Source organism: Mesorhizobium loti, assembly GCF_003148495.1.
GTDB lineage: Bacteria > Pseudomonadota > Alphaproteobacteria > Rhizobiales > Rhizobiaceae > Mesorhizobium > Mesorhizobium loti.
Window position 1 is genome coordinate 24329 of record NZ_QGGH01000023.1, and the last position, 21830, is coordinate 46158.

Consider the following 21830-nt stretch of genomic DNA (forward strand, 5'->3'; position numbering starts at 1 on the left):
CAAGAGGCGCGGCTGACCGGCCGCGCCTCGGTGTCTTCTTGAAGAAGGCGCTCCTGATGGAGGACGGCATGCTCGACAAGGTTTCCCTGGGAAAAGTCTCAGTCACGCCGGCAGCCAGAACCTTTCTAGCTGAAATCATCGCTGACCATGGTCCGGTGTTGTTTCACCAGTCGGGCGGTTGTTGTGATGGCTCCTCGCCCATGTGCTATCCCCAGGGGGATTTCATCGTCGGTGACAATGATGTGCTGCTCGGCGAGATCGACAAGACGCCGGTCTATATCAGCGCTTCACAATATGAGGTGTGGAAGCACACCGATCTCATCATCGACGTCGTGCCGGGCAGGGGTGGCATGTTCTCGCTCGACAATGGGCGCGAGCGGCGGTTCCTGACGCGTTCAACTGTTTGCGCGGTGCCTGCGCCTACGCAAACAGGGGATTGACCTCGCCGTCCCGTCAGGGGCAGTAACGGTCATGTTCAATCTGCTTCTCGTTGTGGTCGGTGGCGGCATCGGCGCCGGTATTCGTCATCTCACCAGCATGGGCGCGCTGCGCCTTGTCGGCCCCAACTATCCCTGGGGCACGATGGCCATCAACATCGCCGGCTCGTTCGCCATGGGCCTGTTCATCGCCATCTTGGCGCGCCGCGGCGGATCGAACGAGCTCAGGCTGTTCATTGCCACCGGCATCCTCGGCGGCTTCACCACTTTTTCCGCGTTCTCGCTCGATTTCGCGACGCTTTGGGAGCGGGGAGCCACGTTGCCGGCGTTCGGATATGCCCTTGCCAGTGTCATTGGCGCCATTATCGCCCTGTTTCTGGGACTTTGGCTCGCAAGAACCGTTTCATAATGCTATTGCCGCGCCGAGAGTAGGCCGAGCCCTGCTTGGGAAACGGATAAGCGAAAAGATATGGCAGGCGTTGAACAGATTACGGTGGAGGCCGGCGAGGCGGGCATGCGGCTCGATCGCTGGTTCAAGACCCACTTCCCGGGCCTTGGTTTTGGCCACCTGCAAAAGCTGCTGCGCTCCGGCCAGATCCGCGTCGACGGCGGCCGCGTCAAGGCCGACACCCGTGTCGAGCCCGGCCAGATGGTGCGCGTGCCGCCGCTTGAGGTGGACAAGAAGGGCGAGAGCGCGCTGACCGGTCACTCGATCCGCAACCAGGGCGATGCCGATGTTCTCGCCAAGATGCTGATCCATGAAGATCCCAAGGTCTTTGTCTTCAACAAGCCGGCGGGCCTTGCCGTGCAAGGCGGCTCGGGCGTCACCCGCAATGTCGACGACATGCTGGAGGCCTGGCGCAACCAGAAGGGCGAGAAGCCGCGGCTCGTGCACCGGCTCGATCGCGACACCTCGGGCGTGCTGGTCGTCGCCCGCACCCGGCTTGCCGCCATGAAGCTCTCGGAAGCGTTTCGCGCCCGCGAGACCAAGAAGACCTATTGGGCACTGGTCAAGGGCGTGCCGCCCAAGCGCGAGGACAAGATCTCGACCTGGCTGATCAAGGAGCCGACGCCGGACGGTGACCGTGTCCGTGTCGCCGCGCATGGCGAAAAGGGCGCCGACCACGCCGTCTCCTATTACCGCATCATCGAACAGGCGGCGCAGACGATGACCTGGCTGGAAATGGAGCCCTACACGGGCCGCACCCACCAGCTTCGTGTCCATGCCGCTTACATCGGCTGCCCGATCCTGGGCGATCCGAAATATTTCGAGGCCGACACCAACTGGGATTTTCCCGGCGGTATTCAAAACCGCCTGCATCTGCACGCCCGCCGCATCATCATTCCGCATCCGGACAAGGGTGTCATCGATGTCACCGCGCCAATGCCGCCGCATATGCGCCAGAGCTGGAACCTGATCGGCTTCGACGACGCCAGCGCGGAGGACTGATCTTGAGCGGCGCCACCGACACGCTCGACCGGCGCGACACGGTCGACCTGGCCGCCGCCGCCATCATGGTCGGTCTGACATTTTCCTGGGGGCTGAACTACGTCGCCGCCAAGGTCTCCTACGCCGGCTACGACCCCGTCTTCCTGTCGATTGCGCGCTCGATCATCGGCGGTCTTTGCGTCTTCGCCTGGTGCCGGTGGCGCGGCATAGCGCTTTTCACGCATGATGGGACATTGCTCGCCGGCATCACAGTGGGCGTGCTTTTCGGCATCGAGTTCCTTTGCCTTTATGTTGGTCTGGAGCACACCACCGTTGCCCGCAACACGCTGCTGGTCAACACAATGCCGTTCTGGATGCTGCTCGGCGGCCATTTCCTGCTCGGCGAACAGATCACCCTGCGCAAGTTCCTTGGCCTGCTGCTGGCGTTTGCCGGCCTTGCCGCGGTTTTTTCCGACAAGCTTGGCGGTAGCGGAGACATGTTGTTCGGCGATCTCCTGAGTCTTGGCTCCGGATTTTTCTGGGCCTTGACCAACATTCTCATCAAGCGTTCGAAGCTGGTGGAGGCGAGTGCTGAAAAGCTTCTGCTCTATCAGCTCGCCGGTGCTGCAATCGTCGGCATATTGGTGCTGCCTCTCGCCGGTCCGCCTGTTCGCGACCCGACCGTGCTGCCGACTTTGGCTCTGCTTTTCCAGGCGGTCTACATCGTCGCCTTTACCTATGTGCTGTGGTTCTGGCTGCTGCGGCGCTATCCGGCGTCAGGCCTGTCCAGTTTCACCTTCCTGTCGCCGGTTTTCGGCGTTTTGTGCGGCGCCATGTTCTTGAATGAGCCGCTGACCATGCGCATTTTTCTGGCACTTGGCCTCATTGCCGCCGGCCTGATCATCGTCAACCGGCCGGTGCGCAAGCTGACGCCGGTGTGAGAGAGACTTCTATGCGTGATATCCTCAACGACCTCGAGGCGGGCAAATATCTCTCCGATCCCGATCCTGTGCGTCGCGCCCAGATCCAGATGAAAACGCATCTGCCGAAGCGCTTCTACAAGACCGTCTCGGTCGCGCCGGTGGAAGACGGCTTTGCCGTGCATCTCGACGGCAAGCCAGTGCGCACGCCGGGCAAGGCACTGCTGGCCCTGCCGACCGAGGCAGCAGCAGCGCTCGTCGCCGACGAATTCGCCGCACAGGGCGAGACCATTGATCCGGTGACCATGCCGGTGATGCGGCTTGTGAACACCGCTATCGATGGCGTCGCCAGCGATCCGCAGGCGGTGCTGGAAGACATTCTCCGCTTCGCCTCATCCGATCTGCTCTGTTACCGCGCCGACGCGCCGCAGGGGCTGGTGGAGCGGCAGAACCAGCATTGGGACCCGGTGATCGATTGGGCGAGGGCGACGCTTGGGGCTCGCTTCAATCTCGCTGAGGGGATCATCCATGTCGAGCAGCCACGCGAAAGCATCGCCGTGCTGGGCGGCCATCTTGCCCAGCGCGCCGAACCGCTGCGGCTGGCCGCCATCCACGTGATGACGTCGCTGACCGGTTCGGCGCTGCTGGCACTGGCTGTCGATTTCGGCGAGCTCGACGCTGAGGCTGCCTGGGCTGCCGGCCATGTCGACGAGGACTGGCAAATCGAGCAATGGGGGCAGGACGCCGAAGCGGTCGCGCGCCGCGCGGCCCGCAAGCGCGACATGATGGCCGCTATCGGCCTGCTCGAAGCGCTCAAGGGCTGACGGGTTTCGCCGCTCGCTCCGCTTCATCCCGCAGCGCACCTAATACCAAAGTCATAATCCCAAAGACGCGCTGCCTTTGGCGGCTGCTTTCTGTCATTTTTTCCGTGATGGCTGTGCTTGAGTCCGCGTTCGGAGGAGAACACGGACATTGTCGCGCAGTATCGAGGACAAGGGTCTCACGGGAGGATAACTCAATGGCAATGGCATCAACCGCCGGCGGAGCAAGCCGCGGCATGACGCGAGAGGAGAAGAAAGTCATCTTCGCTTCCTCGCTCGGCACCGTTTTCGAATGGTATGATTTCTATCTCTACGGCTCGCTGGCGGCCTTTATCGGCGCCACGTTCTTCAGCCAGTATCCCGAAGCGACACGCAACATCTTCGCCCTGTTGGCTTTCGCTGCCGGCTTCCTGGTGCGCCCATTCGGCGCGCTGGTGTTCGGCCGTATCGGCGATCTCGTAGGCCGCAAATATACGTTTCTTGTGACCATCCTGATCATGGGCAGTTCGACGTTCCTGGTCGGCCTGCTTCCAGGTTCCGCGAGCTGGGGCATCGCAGCCCCCATCATCCTGGTCGCGCTGCGAATGCTGCAGGGCTTGGCGCTTGGGGGCGAATATGGCGGTGCGGCAACCTATGTCGCCGAACACGCCCCCGACGACCGCCGTGGGTTCTACACCTCGTGGATCCAGACGACGGCAACACTCGGCCTGTTCCTGTCGCTGATCATCATCCTCGGCGTTCAAGCAATGTTGAGCAAGGAAGACTTCGCCGCCTGGGGCTGGCGCATTCCGTTCCTCGTCTCGGTCATCCTGCTTGGCGTATCGGTCTGGATTCGCCTAACGCTCAGTGAGTCGCCAACCTTCCAGCGGATGAAGGACGAGGGCAAGGGCTCCAAGGCTCCGCTGACGGAAGCCTTCGGTCAGTGGAAGAATGCCAAGATCGCGATCCTGGCCCTTCTCGGCCTCACCGCCGGCCAGGCTGTGGTCTGGTACTCCGGCCAGTTCTACGCTCTGTTCTTCCTGCAGAACGTGCTCAAGGTCGACCTGCAGACGGTCAACATCCTGATCGCAATCGCCTTGGCGTTGGGTTCCATCTTCTTTGTCGTGTTCGGTTGGCTCTCCGACAAGATCGGCCGCAAGCCGATTATCATGGCGGGGCTGGCTCTGGCGATCTTCACCTACTTTCCGCTGTTCAAGGCATTGACCTGGGCAGCCAATCCGACGCTGGCCGCCGCTCAGCAGAACACGCGTGCGACGGTTACCGTGGCGCCCGGCGACTGCAAGTTCCAGTTCAACCCGGTCGGCACGGCAAAATTCACCACGTCGTGCGACATCGCCACGTCGTTCCTTGCCAAGAGTTCGGTGCCGTATGACATCGTCACCAGCGCGGCGCCTGGGACCTCGGCAACGGTGAAGGTCGGCGGTGAAACGGTCGAATCTTACGACGCCATCGCTGCCGGCGATCAGGCCAAGACCAAGGATGCTGCCTTCACCAAGGCGGTCAACATGGCACTCAAGGATGGCGGCTATCCGCTGAAGCGTGCCGCCTCCAAGGTCGCCGACCAGAAGCTTGACGCCTTCGTCGCGGCCAATCCTGAACTGAAGCTCGATGCCGTCGCTATTCGCGCAGGCGAGAAGGCAACAGTTCCGGTCGCCCAGGCGGTCAAGGACAAGGTGCTGACGGCCGATGAAGCCGCCGGCGCCACCGCCGATGTGACCGTCTACAGCATTCCAGCGTCCGGCGCGTTCGCGATGTTTGCCGACCCCGCGCAGGTCAACTGGACAAAGGTCATCGGCATCCTGTTCATCCTGATCCTCTACGTGACCATGGTTTACGGACCGATCGCCGCGATTCTGGTCGAGATGTTCCCGACCCGCATCCGTTACACCGGCATGTCGCTGCCCTATCACATCGGCAATGGCTGGTTCGGCGGCTTGCTCCCGGCGACAGTTTTCGCCTTGAGCGCGGCCAAGGGCGACATCTATTATGGTCTCTGGTACCCGATCGTGATCGCGGCGATGACGCTGATCATCGGTATGATCTTCGTCAAGGATACGCTGGGAACCGACCTGCACGCCAAGTAGCCGACGGCCCATCATACAAAGAAAAGCCCGGCGCGAGCGATCGCGCTGGGCTTTTCAATTGATCAGAAGCGATGTGCACGCAGCGCTAGATCTTGTGGCCCTGAGCCTCTTCCTCGATGGCCGCATCGTGATACCAGCCGTCGCCGAAATCCGTCCGTACACCGCGCAGCGAGGCAAGCTCTGCCGCAAACTTAGCCTTGCCGCTCAAATTTGAGGCAGTAGCGCGCGCTGCCGCCGGGAACATCAGAATTTTGGCCGACGGTCGCGTGGAAATGATTTCCATTGTCGGGATCCTTTCTTCTGCCGAACCTTGTCGATTCAACTTGATCCGAAGATAAGGTCTGCAATCAAGTTAGGCAATATGCCTACCAAAAGATCAGTGTTTGCCTATTATTTGTGCGTATTGCGGCTGTGATTGATCTGGACGCATTGCTTAGGCGGCTTGCCAACTTCAATGGAATGCCGCGTCAATTTTGCCGCACCCTCCAGGCGAAGAATGGCACACGAATTGCATTTTAAGGATCCGGCAGGGCCGGCTGCTGAAGGCAGACGCATGTCGACGCCGTTTCAGTGTTCGGTGATCAAGCAACGAGAGGCTAGAATGACGAAATATAAGCTCGAGTACATTTGGCTCGATGGATACACCCCGGTCCCCAACCTTCGCGGCAAGACGCAGATCAAGGAATTCGCCGAATTCCCGACGCTTGAGCAGCTGCCGCTGTGGGGCTTCGATGGTTCATCGACCCAGCAGGCCGAGGGCCACAGCTCCGACTGCGTGCTGAAGCCGGTTGCCATCTATCCGGATCCAGCCCGCACCAACGGCGTGCTGGTCATGTGCGAAGTCATGATGCCCGATGGTGTCACGCCGCATGCCTCCAACAAGCGCGCCACCATTCTCGATGACGAGGGCGCCTGGTTCGGCTTCGAGCAGGAATACTTCTTCTACAAGGACGGCCGCCCGCTCGGCTTCCCCGAGAGCGGCTATCCCGCACCGCAGGGCCCGTACTATACTGGCGTCGGCTATTCCAATGTCGGCTCCGTCGCGCGCCAGATTGTCGAGGAGCATCTCGACCTCTGTCTCGCCGCCGGCATCAACCACGAAGGCATCAACGCCGAAGTGGCCAAGGGCCAGTGGGAATTCCAGATTTTCGGCAAGGGCTCCAAGAAAGCCGCCGACCAGATGTGGATGGCCCGCTACCTGATGCAGCGCCTGACCGAGAAATACTGCATCGACATCGAATACCACTGCAAGCCGCTCGGCGACACCGACTGGAACGGTTCGGGCATGCACGCCAACTTCTCGACCGCCTATATGCGCGAAGTCGGCGGCAAGGCCTATTTCGAAGCGCTGATGGCGGCCTTCGACAAGAACCTGATGGACCACATCGCCGTCTACGGTCCCGACAACGACAAGCGCTTGACCGGCAAGCACGAGACCGCGCCATGGAACCGGTTCAGCTATGGCATCGCCGACCGCGGTGCCTCGATCCGCGTGCCGCATTCCTTCATCAAGAGCGACTACAAGGGCTATCTGGAAGATCGTCGTCCGAACTCGCAAGGCGACCCCTACCAGATCGCCTCGCAGATCCTGAAGACGATCGCTTCGGTGCCGGCAAGCGCCCAGGTTTCGGCTGCGGCTTGAGCCTTCGTCACGGCGGAAACCTGCCGTGGCCGTCTCAGGTCCATCCTATGGTCTTCCCAAGCAAGAACCCCGGCGAAAGCTGGGGTTCCTTTTTGTAATGGAACCTTGGCGCGCCGCTCGCTCTACTGAAATGCCTGAAGCGCGGCCTTCACATCGTCACAGAAATCGAAGCACCATTTTCTGGCGTAGTCCGGATCTATTCCCACCAGGCTGGCTTGCTCGAACGTGTTCCTCGCCTCAGGCAGATTTCCGCTGCGGACGTAGCGGCCCGACTTCAGAAGCAAGGCAAGCGAGAGAGTTTGGCGGGCGTTCTCATAAGGCATCAGCGCCATTGCCTTTCCCGCATATTCGATGGCGCCATCGGCATCCGCAAAGCGCGTCAGCAGAAAACTTGCATAGTTCCCGTTAAGGTTTGGAGCGGTCGGCAACATTTCCAATTGACGCAAATAGTAACGCTTGGCGAATTCCACGCTGCCGCCACGTTCATTGGCCCTTGCAAGCAAATTGTCATCCGGCAGGCCTGCTTCCTTGTAGAGCGCGATCAACTCTTTGAATTTCTTTTGGGCGTAGAGGAGAACGCCTTTGTTGTGCGCAATCGTCTGCACCGAGTAATTTTTCTTCTCGCCGTCCGCAATCAGCTGTTGCATTTGGGGCAAATCATCATTGCTCGCGGCAATGGCGAAACGCAGGTTCCAGGCCATTTGGGCGACGTCCGGTGCATCCTGGATCTTGTCCAACGTATCGAGCGCGGCCTTCGCGTAGTCCTGCTGATACCGGGCAGCCCCAGCCTCCTCATACATATATCCCGCCGACAGGTACCAGCGTGCGATCTGAAGCTGAAATTTGGGGGTTGGCGCCGACGCACTCGAAACGCGCTGCGCAAGCTGCGCGAGAGTCTGCAGGAGCCCCGGCTGAAAGCTGTACCGATCCAAGGTCTCCGAGATGACGGTTGTTAAAGTCGAGGCGTTTCCCTCGATTCGGTAAATCTGGTCCGCGAGCATTTCAGCGGATTTGTCGTCCGGGACGCCGCCATTTCTTGCGATTATCACGATTGCCTTGGCCATTGCCAGGGGTTGTCCTGCCGCTTTGGCGAGACTGGCCCTGGCCGACGTCGCAGCCTTGTTTCGCTCGCCGGCGCGATCGAACAGCAGAGCCCAGGTCAGATCGGCCCAGGGGGCGTTGCCATCGAGTTCAGCTGCCTTGGCGAGCTGCGGTCTGGCGCTTGCCAAGTCGCCAGAAAAAATGAAGGCCCGGGCACCCAGGATGTAGGATCTGGCATAGGTCGGATCGCGCTTTTGCAGCTCTACAATAATGGGAGTGAATGACTTGCTTCCAATGATCGTGCCGAGCCCGTCCGAAACGTACAACGATTTCGCGTAGGCTGCCTCGACCTGAATGGGGACAAAATCGGGATGGCTGGCGCTGAAATTCTTGATATCCGCTTGAACCTTCGCGACCTGGGCGGGATCGCTCTGCCAATTGTCGACGGCGCTGACGATGGCGTCGAATGCCGCTCTGTCGCTTGGGCTGAGTTGTTGGAGTTGGAAGCTGCCGCCGAATGCCAGGGAAGGCTGCGCCGAGACGATCAGGGCGGCCAATAGCGCTGAAACAACTTGCTTCGGGATCATCTGGCAACACTCCATCTTCGTTGCCTAGAGATAGATGGATAGATTTATGGCCGGGTGAATCCGATCATGAAAATTGGAGAGATGACTGAAAAACGAAGGCCTGGATGTCGATAACCTCAGCTCTGGTGTGAGCCGTTGTGCTCGCTGACTGAGTCCAGCAGTATTGCTAGCCAAGAGGTCTGTCGTCGGAGGAACGGGTTACTGCCGCCGTCCAGGATACAGCGTGCCAGGGGTCAACCGATGATGACACCACGCGCTTTCAGCGCGGCCACAACCTTGTCATGCGGCAGGGCAGGCATGCGGTTGCCGTCGCGGCCAATCATCTCCTGGTTGGCGACCAGGGCATTCAGCACGGCCTCCTCGGCGCCTGCACAACAGCGGCGTAGAAGGCGTCCATGCGCCCCCACGGAATGAAGTCCATATGGCCGTAGCCTGGTTCGGTCCGATCAACGCCGCCGTCGCCTCGGTCCACGCAGCTACGCCTCGCCCTGGATCGCCACCATCGTTGTGGCGGTGCTGGCGGCCGTCGCCTGCTTCATCGACATCAACCTGCTGCTGGTCGTCAGTGGCGCGTCGCTGGTGGTCGTCTATGCCTTGCTGTGCGTGGCGGCGTTTGTCGGTCGTCGCAGCGGCACCTACGATGGCGGGCACTATCGCATGCCGCTCTTCCCTGTCCCGGCCGTCCTCGCCTTCGTAGCGCTGATCTACGTCGCCTACCAGAACTACCTGGACGTCGCCTTCGGCCGTCCGAGCCTGATCGCGACGGGGCTGATCATGGTCGTGGCCGCTGTCTACTACCTGTTGGTCCTGGCCAGGCGAACGGACCGGAACCTGCACGGTCCCGACGAGCTTGCAGGTAGATCCACGTCCCTCCGACGGTCTGCTTTTTGCAAGAACCCCGGCCCAGGCCGGGGTTCTTTTTGGCCGCTACCGGGCAGATCGCATCTCGAGCCAAAAGCACCCAGAAAAAGTCAGGCAATTCCGACGGTCGAGAATGCCACTGGAATCCGGCCGTCGCCGTGTCCATTTCCAGTGATGGTTTGTCAGAAAGCCCGGAAAACCGCCTTTTCCAGCATTTATCTGTGGCAAAGACCCTTCCATAAGCATCTGTTCATGCAACGAAATTGGCCATCCACAGCCCGGTTGGTGGCGTTGACAGATCGCAGTGCAGCATGCGTATTCGCAGGCCTTGGGGTTACGTCACGCAATGCTGTTCGGACGGGCGGGGTTTTCTTGAACGGCGGCATTGGCGGGGGCGCCGGACGAGCGGTCACTGTAGCCTGAGACAGTGCTCCGCTCGCTCCTGGCTTCATGTTCGCAATCAAATTGTGATCCGCTTTCCATTCATCGGACTTTGCTGAGCCTGGGACTGACGTCACCGAATCGACGTATCGTGCGTGCCGATAGACCGCGCGCCTAAGCATGCGCACGATCGTCGAAAACTCAACGCAGATACGCTGCTTATGTCGAGTCGGCCCGTTTTCGCACGCCGATCAGCAGGCACCCCCTATCGGAGCGCAGCGAAAAGCCCTTGAAAGAGAGAAATCTTTCAAGGGCTTGAATATAATATTGAATCTTAGTCCGAGATTGAATCTCAGACGGAATAGTACATGTCGTACTCGACCGGATGCGGTGTCATTTCGAAGCGCATCACCTCGGCCATCTTCAGCTCGATGTAGCTGTCGATCTGGTCGTCGTCGAAGACGCCGCCGGCTTTCAGGAAGCCGCGATCCTTGTCGAGACTCTGCAGTGCTTCACGCAGCGAGCCGCAGACGGTCGGGATCTTCTTCAGTTCCTTGGGCGGCAGGTCGTAAAGATCCTTGTCCATCGGCTGGCCGGGATGGATCTTGTTCTTGATACCGTCGAGACCAGCCATCAGCAGCGCCGCGAAGCCGAGATAGGGGTTCGCGCCCGGATCGGGGAAGCGGATCTCGACGCGCTTGGCCTTCGGTGACGAGCCGAACGGGATACGGCAGGACGCCGAGCGGTTGCGCGCCGAATAGGCGAGCAGCACCGGCGCTTCGTAACCCGGCACCAGACGCTTGTAGGAGTTGGTCAGCGGATTGGTGAAGGCGTTGATCGCCTTGGCGTGCTTGATGATGCCGCCGATGTAGAACAGGCAGCTCTCCGACAGGCCGGCATATTCATTGCCGGCGAAGGTCGGCTTGCCGTTCTTCCAGATCGACATGTGGACGTGCATGCCCGAGCCGTTGTCGCCGAAGATCGGCTTCGGCATGAAGGTCGCCGTCTTGCCGTAGGCATTGGCGACCTGGTGCACGACGTACTTGTAGATCAGCATCTTGTCGGCGTTGCGCACCAGCGCGTCGAACTTGATGCCAAGTTCATGCTGGGCAGCCGCCACCTCGTGATGGTGCTTTTCGACGCGCACGCCCATTTCGGCGAGCACGGTCAGCATTTCCGAGCGCATGTCCTGTGCGCTGTCGATCGGCGGTACCGGGAAGTAGCCGCCCTTGACGCGCGGGCGGTGGCCGAGATTGCCGGTCTCATAGTCGGTGTCGTCGTTCGACGGCAGTTCTGTGGAGTCGAGCTTGAAGCCCGTGTTGTAGGGGTCAGCCTTGTATTTCACGTCGTCGAAGACGAAGAATTCGGCTTCCGGGCCGACAAAGATGGTGTCGCCGATGCCTTCCGCCTTCATGTAGGCCTCGGCCTTCTTGGCCGTACCGCGCGGATCGCGATTGTAGGATTCACCCGAAACCGGATCGAGGATATCGCACAGGATGACCATGGTCGACTGCGCGAAGAACGGGTCCATGTGGACCGTTTCCGGATCGGGCATCAGCACCATGTCGGACTCGTTGATGGCCTTCCAGCCGGCAATCGACGAGCCGTCGAACATCACGCCATCGGCGAACATGTCTTCCTCGACCTCGATGACATCCATCGTCACGTGCTGCAGCTTGCCCTTCGGGTCTGTGAAGCGCAGGTCGACGAATTTCACGTCGTTGTCCTTGATCTGCTTCATGATGTCTTTGGCTGTCGTCATGTCATGTATCCCTGTGTGATGACGTTTTTTGATGATGACGTTTTCAGGAGGATGGCCGGGTCGGGTCAGACCGCGTCCATGCCCGTTTCGCCGGTGCGGATTCGCACGACTTCCTCGATATTGGAAACGAAGATCTTGCCGTCGCCAATACGGCCGGTCTGGGCCGCCTTGCGGATGGCCTCGATCGCGCCTTCGACCGCATCGTCGCCAAGCACGACTTCGATCTTCACCTTGGGCAGGAAGTCGACGACATATTCGGCGCCGCGGTAGAGTTCGGTATGGCCCTTCTGACGACCGAAGCCTTTTGCCTCGGTGACAGTGATGCCTTGCAGTCCGGCCTCCTGAAGCGCTTCCTTCACTTCGTCCAGCTTGAATGGCTTGATGATCGCTTCGATCTTTTTCATGTAAAAAGTGGCCTCCACTGCCAAAAAAACGGGTTGTGACCCCCCGCTTGCGCCTCCATCAAGCACGAACTGTGCCAGTTGGACGGATTCGAAGCGGTCTCATACGATTTCAAAGCCGCGCCGCGCCGGGATGCAAATTCGCGTCATTCGGTGCACCGGAAGCGGCTTGGGCTGCTGGAGCCTACACAGCGCCGGCACCTGCGTCCGCACAAAAATTGGGCATATCGCCTATCCCTCAGGCAATTTCGTGCCTGCAATGCCCTCATGCCGACGATATGGCTGCAAATCTCGGCAACTCCCCTTTGTTTGCGTCGGATCGAAAATTGGACAATGCTTGATCGCATGCGGATCGGCAATCCATGAGCAACGAACTTCTTATCTCCGCCGAAATGAGCGAGGCCGATCGGCTGACGATTGCCGCCGGTCCAGCCGACGGCATCGGCCTGATGCGGCGCGCGGGTGAAGCCGTCGCGGCTGAGATTCTCAAGCGTTATCCCGCGGCGGCGCACGTCCATGTGCTGTGCGGCCCCGGCAACAATGGCGGTGACGGCTATGTCGTCGCCCGCATCCTGGCCGACAGCGGCGTTAGCACGACGATCTGGGCATCCGGAGCGCCGAGGCCGGAAAGCGATGCGGCGTTCGCCGCCGCGGAATGCCCGATCAAGCCCCGGCCGCTGTCTGGTTTCGCCGCCGAGCCTGGTTCGATCGTGGTCGATGCGCTCTATGGGGCAGGGCTGTCCAAGCCGCTGTCCGGCGATGCCGCGAAAGCCGTCGACACCGCAACAGCCCTGCGTCTGCCCGTGGTCGCGGTCGACCTGCCGTCGGGCGTCTCGGGAACCAGCGGCGATATATTGGGCAGGGCGTTTCGCGCCGAGGTCACCGTCACCTTCGCACGGAAGAAACCTGGCCACCTGCTGCTGCCGGGGCGCGGGCAATGCGGTGAAATCGTGCTCGCCGACATCGGTATCGGCGACGGCATCATCGCCCAGCTCGCTGTGTCGACCTTCGAGAATGTGCCGGACCTGTGGTTGCGGGAATTTCCCGTGCCGGCGGTGGACGCGCACAAATACAAGCGTGGCCATGTCGGCGTCTTTTCCGGCGGCCCCAGCGCGACGGGCGCGGCGCGGCTGTCGGCGATGGCCGCCGCGAGAAGCGGGGCAGGGGCGGTCACCGTGCTGTCGCCGCCCAATGCCATGCAGGTGAACGCGACACACCTGACCGCGATCATGCTGCGCGAGGCGGGTTCGCTCGAAGAGGTGCAGGAATTTCTGACGGCGCGCCGTCCCGAGGCGCTGGTGTTCGGACCGGGGCTCGGGCCAGAGCCCAAGGTCGGCAATTTTGCCCTGCAACTGATCAAGGCTTTGGCGGATGGTGCACGCGACGAGGCGACCGCAAGCCACGCCAGTGCGATCGTTCTTGATGCCGATGCCATCACCTCTCTGGCCCATCAACCCCAGGCGCTGTTCGAAGCCGCCCGTGAGCCAAGCGCTCCAGTGTTGGTGATAACGCCGCATGAGGGTGAATTCGGCCGACTGTTCCCCGATATCGCTGGCGACAAGACCCTGTCGAAATTGGCCAAGGCGCGTGCGGCCGCCGTGCGGGCCAATGCCGTCATCGTCTACAAGGGCGCCGACACGGTGATCGCTGCTCCCGATGGCAAGGCGGCGATCAATTCCAATGGCGCGGCATGGCTGGCCACAGCCGGGTCAGGTGACGTGCTGTCGGGCATCATTGCCGGTCTGCTCGCACAAGGCATGCCGCTCTTCGAGGGCACCTGCGCGGCGGTGTGGCTGCATGCCGAAGCCGGCAGCCGGTTCGGACCCGGCCTGATCGCCGAGGATCTGCCGCTGGCGCTGGTGCCGGTGTTGCGCGAACTCTTCGACGCGCGCACGGCTGCTCAATGAACCGCACCCTGGCTCTGGTGCTCGCCACTCTCTTTGGCGCCTTCGTGGCGTCGACGGCGCGCGCCGAAGGCCCTGTGACCATCGTCGACGATCCATCGGTGCTCGCCGCTCTCGATGCCAGGGGTTTCGGCTTCGCAGACGTGTTCGGGGTCGACGGCGAGGACGGTCTGAAGACGCTCTACGACGAGGCGCCAGCCTATCACGCCATCGTCGAAACGGTTGCCTCCGATGTTGCGGCACTGCGCGCCGAGATGAAGGCCGGCGGGCGGCCGCTCTACGAGGTCACCGACGGCAATGTCGGCCGCATCATGGACATGCGCTGGCTGAAGACCGATGCCGCGCGCTTTCGGCTGGTCGGCGTCGTCAACCGGCTCGACCGTCGCGACTTCGCCGTGCTGCAGGGCGACAAGAGCTGCGGTGAGGTGCGCTTCATCTATCGCCTGGCCTACAGTTTTCGCAAAAACGGCAAGCTGCTGGCGTCGCGCCTGCCGTTCAATTTCAATGCCGTCTACAGCGCCGCGCCCGATGCCGATGGCGGCTGCGTCGGTGTTGCCGGGCGCTGGACGCCACAGCTTGACGAGAGCGTCGATGCCGGCTGGTTGACCGGCGGGCCGCTGGAGAGGGCCGGGCTGACCTTCAAGCAGCTGGAGCTCAACGCACAGGTGGTGCGCTTTCCCTCCGGCCAGGAAACCGAGTTCGGCGGTCAGGCCGCCTATCTCATGCGGATATTCGGCATCGATGGCGCTGATATCAGCCAGAAGCCGCTGGAGAACACGCCCGACACCGCAGGGCTCTCGCAGAACGCGGCGCTGAAAGCACGGCTCGCGGCCTATGTCGGCGCCAATCTGCCGGCGGTCGATGAAGGCGTCTATGAAATTCCCGACGAGTTCCTGGCCAGGAAAATCATCTCATGGTCGACTTTCGGCAGTGCGCGGCAGGCCAATCATCCGTATACGCAATTATTCCAGCCCAAGGAATTTGCAGCGCTCGATTATTCCGCGCTGAAACTGGTGCGCACGCCGGAGGCGCTGGTCGAGCGGCTGGACAATGGCGCCTGCCAGGGGTGCCATCAGGCCGGTTCAACCGCCGGGTTCCATTTCATCGGCCTCGACGACAAGACGACGTCGCCGCTCAATCGCATCGAGGTTGGTATTTCACCGCATCTTCATGCCGAGATTCCGCGCCGCCAAGCCTGGCTCAGCGCCACGGCCGAAGCCAAGCAGCCGAACCGCTTCCGTCCACTCTCCTTTGCGCCGCCTGCGGTCTGGACGGATGCTGGCGCGGTCGACTATGCGCCGGCCGAAATGGCTATGCCGTGCCTGATGCCGGAAGATGCGGCCCGCTTCGGCGCGACTTGGCAGTGCGGCGGCGGCACCGTCTGTACGCCACTGGCCGCCGCTTCAGGTGTGCGCACCAAACTGGCGCAGTGCCTGCTGCCCAAGGACAGCTCGGAGATGTTTTCCGGGCATCCTTGTCTGACCGGCTCGATCGCCAGCAACGCGGCGCAGCCTTTCAACGACCGCTACAGCATATCGGGCCAGTTCGCGGCCTTCGCGCCTGACGTTTCGCGCACCGCCTACACCTGCCGCCCGCCGAAAATCGGCGTGCCTGGCGGGATCGCCTATCGCGGCTGCGACGACAAGGACCGCTCTTTCGCGGCATTCAAAGCCGGAAAGCCGATGCCGAACGAGATTTGCGGGCTGGTCGGTGGCAAGAAGTTCGACATCTGCGTGGCCACCAACAATTTCGACCAGTGCCTTGGCGGCGCCGTCAATCGTGGCAACCGGCCGGCCTGTTCGGCCGATCATTTCTGCCGCGAGGACTATATGTGCCAGTCGCTGCCACCGGACACGCCTGGCATCGGCAAAGTCAAAGGCATCGGCTTCTGCTCGCCGACCTACTTCATCTTCCAGATGCGTATCGACAATCACGCGACGCCTTGGGGCAGCCCTGTCCGCGCCACCATGGGGGCGGGGTTCGGCGCGGCTGAAGAGGAGTAAGCTGCCAGCGCCTCAAAGTGGGATGTTGTCGTGCTTCTTCCAGGGGTTCTGCATGTCCTTGTTGCGCAGCATGCGCAGTGCCCGGGCAAGGCGGCGGCGGGTCGAGTGCGGCATGATCACCTCGTCGACATAGCCGCGTTCGGCGGCGACGAAAGGCGACAGGAAGCGATCCTCGTAAGCCTTTGTATGGGCTGCGATCTTTTCAGCGTCGCCGATGTCCTTGCGGTAGATGATTTCGACCGCGCCCCTAGCGCCCATCACCGCGATCTGCGCCGTCGGCCAGGCATAATTCATGTCGCCGCGCAGATGTTTCGAGGCCATCACGTCATAGGCGCCGCCATAGGCTTTTCTGGTGATGACGGTGATCTTCGGCACGGTGGCTTCGGCATAGGCGAACAGGAGTTTCGCGCCATGCTTGATCAGGCCGCCATATTCCTGCGCCGTGCCGGGCAGGAAGCCTGGGACGTCGACGAAGGTGACGATCGGGATCGAAAAACAATCGCAGAAGCGCACAAACCGCGCTGCCTTGCGGCTGGCGTCGGAATCGAGCACGCCGGCCAGCACCATCGGCTGGTTGGCGACGAAGCCGACGGTGCGGCCCTCGACCCGCCCGAAGCCGGTGACGATGTTCTTGGCGAAATTCTGCTGGATCTCGAAGAAATCGCCTTCATCGGCGACCTTCATGATCAGTTCCTTGATGTCGTAGGGCTTGTTGGCGTTGTCGGGGATCAGCCGGTCGAGCGACAAATCATGGTCGGTGACCGACTGGTAGCATTCGATCTCGGGAAGCTCCGATGTGTTGGAGGCCGGTAGCAGATCGACCAGCCGGCGCATCTGCAACAGTGCCTCGACATCATTGTCATAGGCGCCGTCGGCGATCGACGATTTGGTCGTGTGGACGGAAGCGCCGCCGAGGCTCTCGGCGGTCACCGTTTCGTTGGTCACGGTCTTCACCACATCCGGCCCGGTGACGAACATGTAGGAGGTGTCGCGCACCATGAAGATGAAGTCGGTCATGGCAGGCGAATAGACGTCGCCGCCGGCGCAAGGCCCCATGATCACCGAAATCTGTGGAATCACGCCGGAGGCGAGCACGTTGCGCTGAAAGATCTCGGCATAGCCGCCAAGCGCCGCCACGCCCTCCTGGATGCGCGCGCCGCCGGCATCATAAAGCCCGATGATCGGTGCACGGTTGCGCAGCGCCATCTCCTGCACCTTGATGACCTTCTCGGCATGGGCTTCCGACAGCGAGCCGCCGAACACGGTGAAGTCCTTGGCGAAGAGGTAGACCGGGCGGCCATTGACGGTGCCCCAGCCGGTGACGACGCCGTCGCCGGCGATCTTGGTCTTCTCCATGCCGAAATCGGTCGAACGATGCTCGACAAACATGTCGAATTCCTCGAACGAGCCCTCGTCGAGAAACACCTCGATGCGTTCGCGCGCGGTGAGCTTGCCCTTCTTGTGCTGGGCGTCGATGCGAGCCTGGCCGCCACCCATGCGGGCGATCTCGCGGCGGCGCTCGAGTTCCTTCAGCACGTCTTTCATCGATTACCTCCCAAGCCAGCGGCATTTCGTGGTAATCGTGCCGGCAAGCGAGCGCAAGCGCCGCTTGCGCCATGCGTTTTGCTGCGCTGCAACATGAAGCCCCTTGCAATTGGGGGCGAACTCAGCCATATGCAGCCCATAGGCGCTTGGGCCGGGAACGAATCCGGCCTTCTCGACGAATGAGACTGGTTGCGTCTGTTTTCCCTCTTTCCGGTATATCGGCCCCTCTTTCCGGTACATCACAAAGCGGCGAAAAAGCCCCGTGGCATGATGCCTGCGGGCACGACAGCGCAGCCGAGTGGACGTTACCGTCCGCCCGCCTTGTCGTTTCATATCAATTTTTTCGACGGCAGGTTGCGCCCTGCCGCCATCGATGTTTGCGGCCAGAAGCCGCGTGAAAGAAGATTATTTTGACCAACGAAAACACTTTGCCCGGTAGCAACACTGCGGAACTCACCGGTTTCGCGGCACTGGGTATTACGGGCGCGCTGCTCAAGGCCACCCACAACGCCGGCTTCACCGAGCCGAAGCCGATCCAGGCGCAGGCGATCCCGCCGCAGATGGAAGGCCGTGACATTTTCGGCATCGCCCAGACCGGCTCTGGCAAGACCGCGGCCTTCGCGCTGCCGATCCTGTCGAAGATCATCGCCCTCGGCACCAAGCGCCGGCCGAAGACGGCGCGTGCGCTGATTCTGGCGCCGACGCGCGAACTCGCCGTGCAGATCGAAGACACCATCAAGATCCTCGCCAAGGGCGCGCATGTCTCGACCGCGCTCGTGCTTGGCGGTGTCTCCCGCTTCAGCCAGGTGAAGAAGGTTGCTCCCGGCGTCGACATCCTGATCGCAACGCCCGGTCGGTTGACCGATCTGGTGCGTGAAGGCGACCTCGTGCTTGCCGACACCAAATGGCTGGTGCTGGACGAAGGCGACCGCATGCTCGACATGGGCTTCATCAATGACGTCAAGCGCATCGCCAAGGCGACCGCGCCCGATCGTCAGACGGTGCTGTTCTCGGCGACCATGCCCAATGAAATCGCCGAACTGGCCAAGGGCCTCTTGAAGAACCCGATCCGCGTCGAAGTCGCGCCGCAAAGCACGGCAGCGGCCGAAATCGTGCAAGGCGTCGTCTTTGCCCGCACCAAGCAGAAGCGCCAGGTGCTGTCGACGATGCTCGCCGATGAGGCGATGAAGTCCGTCATCATTTTTTCGCGCACCAAGCATGGTGCCGACAGGGTGACCAAGGACCTCGAGCGCGACGGCTTCAAGGCCGCGGTCATCCATGGCAACAAGTCGCAGAATGCACGTCAGAAGGCGCTCAACGATTTCCGCGAGGGCTCGGTGCGCATTCTGGTGGCGACCGACATTGCGGCGCGCGGCATCGACGTGCCCGGCATCAGCCATGTCGTGAATTTCGATCTGCCTGACGAAGCGGAGAGCTATGTCCACCGTATCGGCCGCACCGGCCGCAACGGCATGGACGGCATCGCTATCACGCTTTGCGATCCTTCCGAGAACAGCAAGCTGCGCCAGGTCGAGCGCATCATCCGCACCAAGCTGCCGATCGTTGCCGACCATCTCGGCAGCCCGGATCCGGTACGCAATCCGGCTGAAAAGAACGAACGCTTCGAGCCGGCCAATGACCGCAACGACCGCAATGGTCGTCGCGACGGCAGGCGGCCCGGTGGCGAGAACAAAGGCAACGGCTTTGGCAAGAAGCGCTTTGGCGACAAGCCAGCTTTCGCTGGCGAGCGCAAGCCGGAAGGCGCCAAGCCGGCCTTCAAGGGCAATAACAAGCGCCGCTTCGGCGGCAAGCGCCCGGCTGCGCGGGCTGCGTAAGCCAGACCGCGTTGTAATCAGTTAGGCTTGGCCTGGCTGATTGCCGAGACCGACTAGGAAAGGGCGGCTGAAGCGATGCTTCTGTCGCCCTTTCTTCATCTGCTACTTCACCACTGCCTCGACCCAGACGGCGATCCTCTGCGCGAGAAAGGTCGTGGTCGATGGCGACAGCGCGTCGCCGGCGATGACATGGTTGTCCGGATCGCCCGTGTCGTCGACCGGAACCAGTTCATGCGGCGCGCCCCAGCGCCCGGCAATTTCGCGGGTGCGATCGGGCCGCACCACTTTGTCCGAATCCGAGAAGATGAACAAAGCAGGGATGGTCGCCTTCTCCACCGGCGCGCCATAGGCAAGCTCGGTCAGCGCCTGCATCGGCAAGGTCGCTTCGATCGGATAGCGGGTGGTCCAGAATCTTTCATTCAGCGCGTTGCGCGGCACGAAGCTGTGTTCCTTGCCGGCGACGAGTTTTGCAATCTGTTTGCCCCACGGCATGGTCAGGATTTCGGCGCCCGAAGCCTTCACGCCGAAATTCGGCGAGATGAACGCGATCGCGGCGACGCCGTCCGAAGCGCCCGGCTGCGTCGCCGCCCATACCGCCAGCGAGCCGCCGGTCGACGTGCAGATGACGATCACCTTGTCGCCGATCGCCCGGCCGATGGCGAGCGCCTCCTCATAGTCGTTGACCCAGGCATTGATGCTGCCTTGCGTCATCGCCGCGCCGTCCTGCCCATGACCGGTGAGGCGGGTGTAGAAGAGGTTGGCGTCGAGCTGGTCGGCCACGTCGTCGGGCAGTGGGCGGACCTCGCCCTTCGATGCGGAAAAGCCGTGTATGTAGACGATCGACAGCGGCGTCTTGGCATGCACCATCGGATTGGCCCAGACGATCTCCTTCTCCAGCCCGTCGCGGATTCCGGGTACCGCAGCTTCCACCTTTGCCACATAGGCCTGCGGATCGTCGCCGATGACCGAGGGATCGAAACGGATCGTGGTGTCGACGGGAACGCGTGGGCCGAGCACGAAGGCCAGTGCGAGGATGGCGACAAGGCCCAGCACAGCAAGCACGATCCGTCGCCCCATCGCAGACTCCACGCAATACGATCTCAACCTATGGCAGCGGCCACCAACAGGCAAACGCGGCCCGAAGCAGCGCGCCTGCCAACTTCGTCAGCGGATCTATTCGATTGGCGGCTTGCGGTCGTAGTGCAGCGGCCGCGCCTTCCAGCTGGTCGTCAGGCTGATCACCCCTCTGCACAGCGGCCTCGGCAGCAGGCCGAGCAGTTTCAGAGGCCAGCTTGTCCGGCGCGGGAAGGTGACTTCGAAGCCGCCGGACTTGATGCCCCGCGCCATGCGGCGCGATGCGCGGCTGACCGGCATCAGTCCCGGCATCGGCAGCATGTTCTTCTCGGTCAGCGGAGTGTCGATGAAGCCAGGATTGAACACCTGGATGCGTACGTTCATTTTGTCGAAATCATACTTCAGCGACTCGGCCAGGATGTTGATTGCCGCCTTGGTGCCGCCATAGGCGGCCGTTGTCGGCCAGCCGAAATAGGACGTGACGGAGCCGACCAGCACGACATGGCCGCGTGCCCGCACACGCATGCGTTCGATGACGGGCACCAGGCCGTTGATGATGCCGAAATAGTTGACCTCGAAGGTCCGGCGAAAGTCGTTGACGACAAGATTTTCACCCGGCGTCGAAATGTAGTTTCCAGCATTGAAGATGGCGAGCACGATGGGGCCGAGCTCCTTCTCGATCGCGGCGACGGTTCTTGCCATGCGCGGCTCGTCGGTGACGTCGCAGGGAAAGGCCGTGACGCTGCCCGGCATCTGTGCGGTCTCGACGACAAGCGTGTCGATCGGATCGTCGTCGAGCGCCGTCACCGCCACGGCATAGCCCTGGGACGCAAGATCCCTGGCCAGCGCTCTGCCGATACCGCTTGAGCCGCCCGTGATCCAGGCGACGCCGTGCTTCGGGTTGGCCCGATAGAGTGTCATGCTGCGCCCTGTCGACTTGTTGGTGCTTTGCTCTAGCCGTGAAGAAATCGAATGAAAAGCTGCTTTTCAACGTCAGCCGGAAATGAACAGTGGCGCAAGAGGTCGGTCTCGGGAAGCGTTGACGCAACTACAGTACCGCAAATGCGACTGGACCAGACAAATTCTTGCCTTGAAACCGAAGC

At 61.6% G+C, this 21830-nt stretch carries 18 protein-coding genes; 11 read left to right on the top strand and 7 right to left on the bottom strand.

From position 1 onward, the window contains the following. Positions 1 to 68: 68 nt before the first annotated feature. From C8D77_RS35200 to C8D77_RS35225, 6 genes are all read left to right on the top strand, one after another. Positions 69 to 440, top strand: a complete 372-nt coding sequence (locus C8D77_RS35200; protein ID WP_109672355.1) for a DUF779 domain-containing protein — start codon at positions 69 to 71, stop codon at positions 438 to 440. A gap of 31 nt (positions 441 to 471) precedes the next feature. Beyond that, positions 472 to 846 carry a fluoride efflux transporter CrcB gene (gene crcB / locus C8D77_RS35205; protein WP_109672258.1) on the top strand — a complete coding sequence of 125 codons (375 nt, stop codon included), beginning with the start codon at positions 472 to 474 and terminating at the stop codon, positions 844 to 846. A 60-nt stretch (positions 847 to 906) separates the two neighbouring features. Then, the gene (locus C8D77_RS35210) at positions 907 to 1887 is read left to right on the top strand and encodes an RluA family pseudouridine synthase (RefSeq protein ID WP_109672261.1); all 981 of its coding nucleotides are present in this window, start codon (positions 907 to 909) and stop codon (positions 1885 to 1887) included. Positions 1888 to 1889: 2 nt separating this feature from the next. Then, positions 1890 to 2807, top strand: a complete 918-nt coding sequence (locus tag C8D77_RS35215) for a DMT family transporter (RefSeq protein ID WP_109672264.1) — start codon at positions 1890 to 1892, stop codon at positions 2805 to 2807. Between the two features lie 11 nt (positions 2808 to 2818). Beyond that, complete coding sequence (locus C8D77_RS35220) at positions 2819 to 3610, top strand: ATP12 family chaperone protein (protein ID WP_109672266.1); 792 nt, start codon at positions 2819 to 2821, stop codon at positions 3608 to 3610. 194 nt (positions 3611 to 3804) lie between these two features. Further along, complete coding sequence (locus tag C8D77_RS35225; RefSeq protein ID WP_109672268.1) at positions 3805 to 5691, top strand: MFS transporter; 1887 nt, start codon at positions 3805 to 3807, stop codon at positions 5689 to 5691. 85 nt (positions 5692 to 5776) lie between these two features. Here C8D77_RS35225 and C8D77_RS35230 read toward each other — a convergent pair whose 3' ends face one another. Continuing rightward, positions 5777 to 5974 carry a DUF2735 domain-containing protein gene (locus C8D77_RS35230; protein WP_109672270.1) on the bottom strand — a complete coding sequence of 66 codons (198 nt, stop codon included), beginning with the start codon at positions 5972 to 5974 and terminating at the stop codon, positions 5777 to 5779. Positions 5975 to 6292: 318 nt separating this feature from the next. On the opposite strand from C8D77_RS35230, the gene C8D77_RS35235 reads away from it, so the two are divergent. Then, positions 6293 to 7333, top strand: coding sequence for a glutamine synthetase beta-grasp domain-containing protein (locus tag C8D77_RS35235; RefSeq protein ID WP_109672273.1), 1041 nt, complete (start codon positions 6293 to 6295; stop codon positions 7331 to 7333). A 122-nt stretch (positions 7334 to 7455) separates the two neighbouring features. Here C8D77_RS35235 and C8D77_RS35240 read toward each other — a convergent pair whose 3' ends face one another. Then, a complete protein-coding gene (locus C8D77_RS35240; protein ID WP_109672276.1) occupies positions 7456 to 8961 on the bottom strand; it encodes a tetratricopeptide repeat protein in 1506 nt (501 codons plus the stop codon). Between the two features lie 507 nt (positions 8962 to 9468). Between C8D77_RS35240 and C8D77_RS37930 the strand changes: the two genes are divergently transcribed. Continuing rightward, on the top strand, positions 9469 to 10245 hold the full coding sequence (locus C8D77_RS37930; RefSeq protein ID WP_170136913.1) for an APC family permease: 777 nt from the start codon (positions 9469 to 9471) through the stop codon (positions 10243 to 10245). 310 nt (positions 10246 to 10555) lie between these two features. On the opposite strand, the gene glnA is transcribed toward C8D77_RS37930, so the two are convergent. Next, positions 10556 to 11965 (bottom strand): type I glutamate--ammonia ligase, encoded by a 1410-nt coding sequence (gene glnA / locus C8D77_RS35250; protein WP_056588641.1) that lies wholly within the window; start codon positions 11963 to 11965, stop codon positions 10556 to 10558. Positions 11966 to 12030: 65 nt separating this feature from the next. After that, positions 12031 to 12369, bottom strand: coding sequence for a P-II family nitrogen regulator (locus tag C8D77_RS35255; protein WP_006205430.1), 339 nt, complete (start codon positions 12367 to 12369; stop codon positions 12031 to 12033). A 359-nt stretch (positions 12370 to 12728) separates the two neighbouring features. Here C8D77_RS35255 and C8D77_RS35260 point away from each other — a divergent pair, with 359 nt between their 5' ends. Together C8D77_RS35260 and C8D77_RS35265 are read left to right on the top strand one after the other, a co-directional pair. Then, positions 12729 to 14273: an NAD(P)H-hydrate dehydratase gene (locus tag C8D77_RS35260; protein WP_109672279.1), complete on the top strand. Its 1545-nt coding sequence runs from the start codon at positions 12729 to 12731 to the stop codon at positions 14271 to 14273. Beyond that, positions 14270 to 16273 carry a hypothetical protein gene (locus tag C8D77_RS35265; RefSeq protein ID WP_109672282.1) on the top strand — a complete coding sequence of 668 codons (2004 nt, stop codon included), beginning with the start codon at positions 14270 to 14272 and terminating at the stop codon, positions 16271 to 16273. The genes C8D77_RS35260 and C8D77_RS35265 overlap by 4 nt, the downstream gene beginning before the upstream one ends. Before the next feature lie 12 nt (positions 16274 to 16285). Here C8D77_RS35265 and C8D77_RS35270 read toward each other — a convergent pair whose 3' ends face one another. Then, positions 16286 to 17818: an acyl-CoA carboxylase subunit beta gene (locus tag C8D77_RS35270; protein WP_109672285.1), complete on the bottom strand. Its 1533-nt coding sequence runs from the start codon at positions 17816 to 17818 to the stop codon at positions 16286 to 16288. 410 nt (positions 17819 to 18228) lie between these two features. On the opposite strand from C8D77_RS35270, the gene C8D77_RS35280 reads away from it, so the two are divergent. Next, positions 18229 to 19653: a DEAD/DEAH box helicase gene (locus C8D77_RS35280; protein WP_109672290.1), complete on the top strand. Its 1425-nt coding sequence runs from the start codon at positions 18229 to 18231 to the stop codon at positions 19651 to 19653. Positions 19654 to 19755: 102 nt separating this feature from the next. Here C8D77_RS35280 and C8D77_RS35285 read toward each other — a convergent pair whose 3' ends face one another. Both C8D77_RS35285 and C8D77_RS35290 read right to left on the bottom strand, forming a co-directional pair. Then, positions 19756 to 20730 carry an alpha/beta hydrolase gene (locus C8D77_RS35285; protein ID WP_109672293.1) on the bottom strand — a complete coding sequence of 325 codons (975 nt, stop codon included), beginning with the start codon at positions 20728 to 20730 and terminating at the stop codon, positions 19756 to 19758. A gap of 96 nt (positions 20731 to 20826) precedes the next feature. Next, positions 20827 to 21648 carry an SDR family oxidoreductase gene (locus tag C8D77_RS35290; protein ID WP_109672296.1) on the bottom strand — a complete coding sequence of 274 codons (822 nt, stop codon included), beginning with the start codon at positions 21646 to 21648 and terminating at the stop codon, positions 20827 to 20829. Between the last annotated feature and the right edge of the window lie 182 nt (positions 21649 to 21830).

What these genes read in the sequence shown, in the direction of transcription:
- C8D77_RS35200 (WP_109672355.1), top strand. Translation starts at nt 69, where the DNA reads ATGCTCGACAAGGTTTCCCTGGGAAAAGTCTCAGTCACGCCGGCAGCC.
- crcB (WP_109672258.1), top strand. Translation starts at nt 472, where the DNA reads ATGTTCAATCTGCTTCTCGTTGTGGTCGGTGGCGGCATCGGCGCCGGT.
- C8D77_RS35210 (WP_109672261.1), top strand. Translation starts at nt 907, where the DNA reads ATGGCAGGCGTTGAACAGATTACGGTGGAGGCCGGCGAGGCGGGCATG.
- C8D77_RS35220 (WP_109672266.1), top strand. Translation starts at nt 2,819, where the DNA reads ATGCGTGATATCCTCAACGACCTCGAGGCGGGCAAATATCTCTCCGAT.
- C8D77_RS35225 (WP_109672268.1), top strand. Translation starts at nt 3,805, where the DNA reads ATGGCAATGGCATCAACCGCCGGCGGAGCAAGCCGCGGCATGACGCGA.
- C8D77_RS35230 (WP_109672270.1), bottom strand. Translation starts at nt 5,974, where the DNA reads ATGGAAATCATTTCCACGCGACCGTCGGCCAAAATTCTGATGTTCCCG.
- C8D77_RS35235 (WP_109672273.1), top strand. Translation starts at nt 6,293, where the DNA reads ATGACGAAATATAAGCTCGAGTACATTTGGCTCGATGGATACACCCCG.
- C8D77_RS35240 (WP_109672276.1), bottom strand. Translation starts at nt 8,961, where the DNA reads ATGATCCCGAAGCAAGTTGTTTCAGCGCTATTGGCCGCCCTGATCGTC.
- glnA (WP_056588641.1), bottom strand. Translation starts at nt 11,965, where the DNA reads ATGACGACAGCCAAAGACATCATGAAGCAGATCAAGGACAACGACGTG.
- C8D77_RS35255 (WP_006205430.1), bottom strand. Translation starts at nt 12,369, where the DNA reads ATGAAAAAGATCGAAGCGATCATCAAGCCATTCAAGCTGGACGAAGTG.
- C8D77_RS35260 (WP_109672279.1), top strand. Translation starts at nt 12,729, where the DNA reads ATGAGCAACGAACTTCTTATCTCCGCCGAAATGAGCGAGGCCGATCGG.
- C8D77_RS35265 (WP_109672282.1), top strand. Translation starts at nt 14,270, where the DNA reads ATGAACCGCACCCTGGCTCTGGTGCTCGCCACTCTCTTTGGCGCCTTC.
- C8D77_RS35270 (WP_109672285.1), bottom strand. Translation starts at nt 17,818, where the DNA reads ATGAAAGACGTGCTGAAGGAACTCGAGCGCCGCCGCGAGATCGCCCGC.
- C8D77_RS35285 (WP_109672293.1), bottom strand. Translation starts at nt 20,730, where the DNA reads ATGGGGCGACGGATCGTGCTTGCTGTGCTGGGCCTTGTCGCCATCCTC.
- C8D77_RS35290 (WP_109672296.1), bottom strand. Translation starts at nt 21,648, where the DNA reads ATGACACTCTATCGGGCCAACCCGAAGCACGGCGTCGCCTGGATCACG.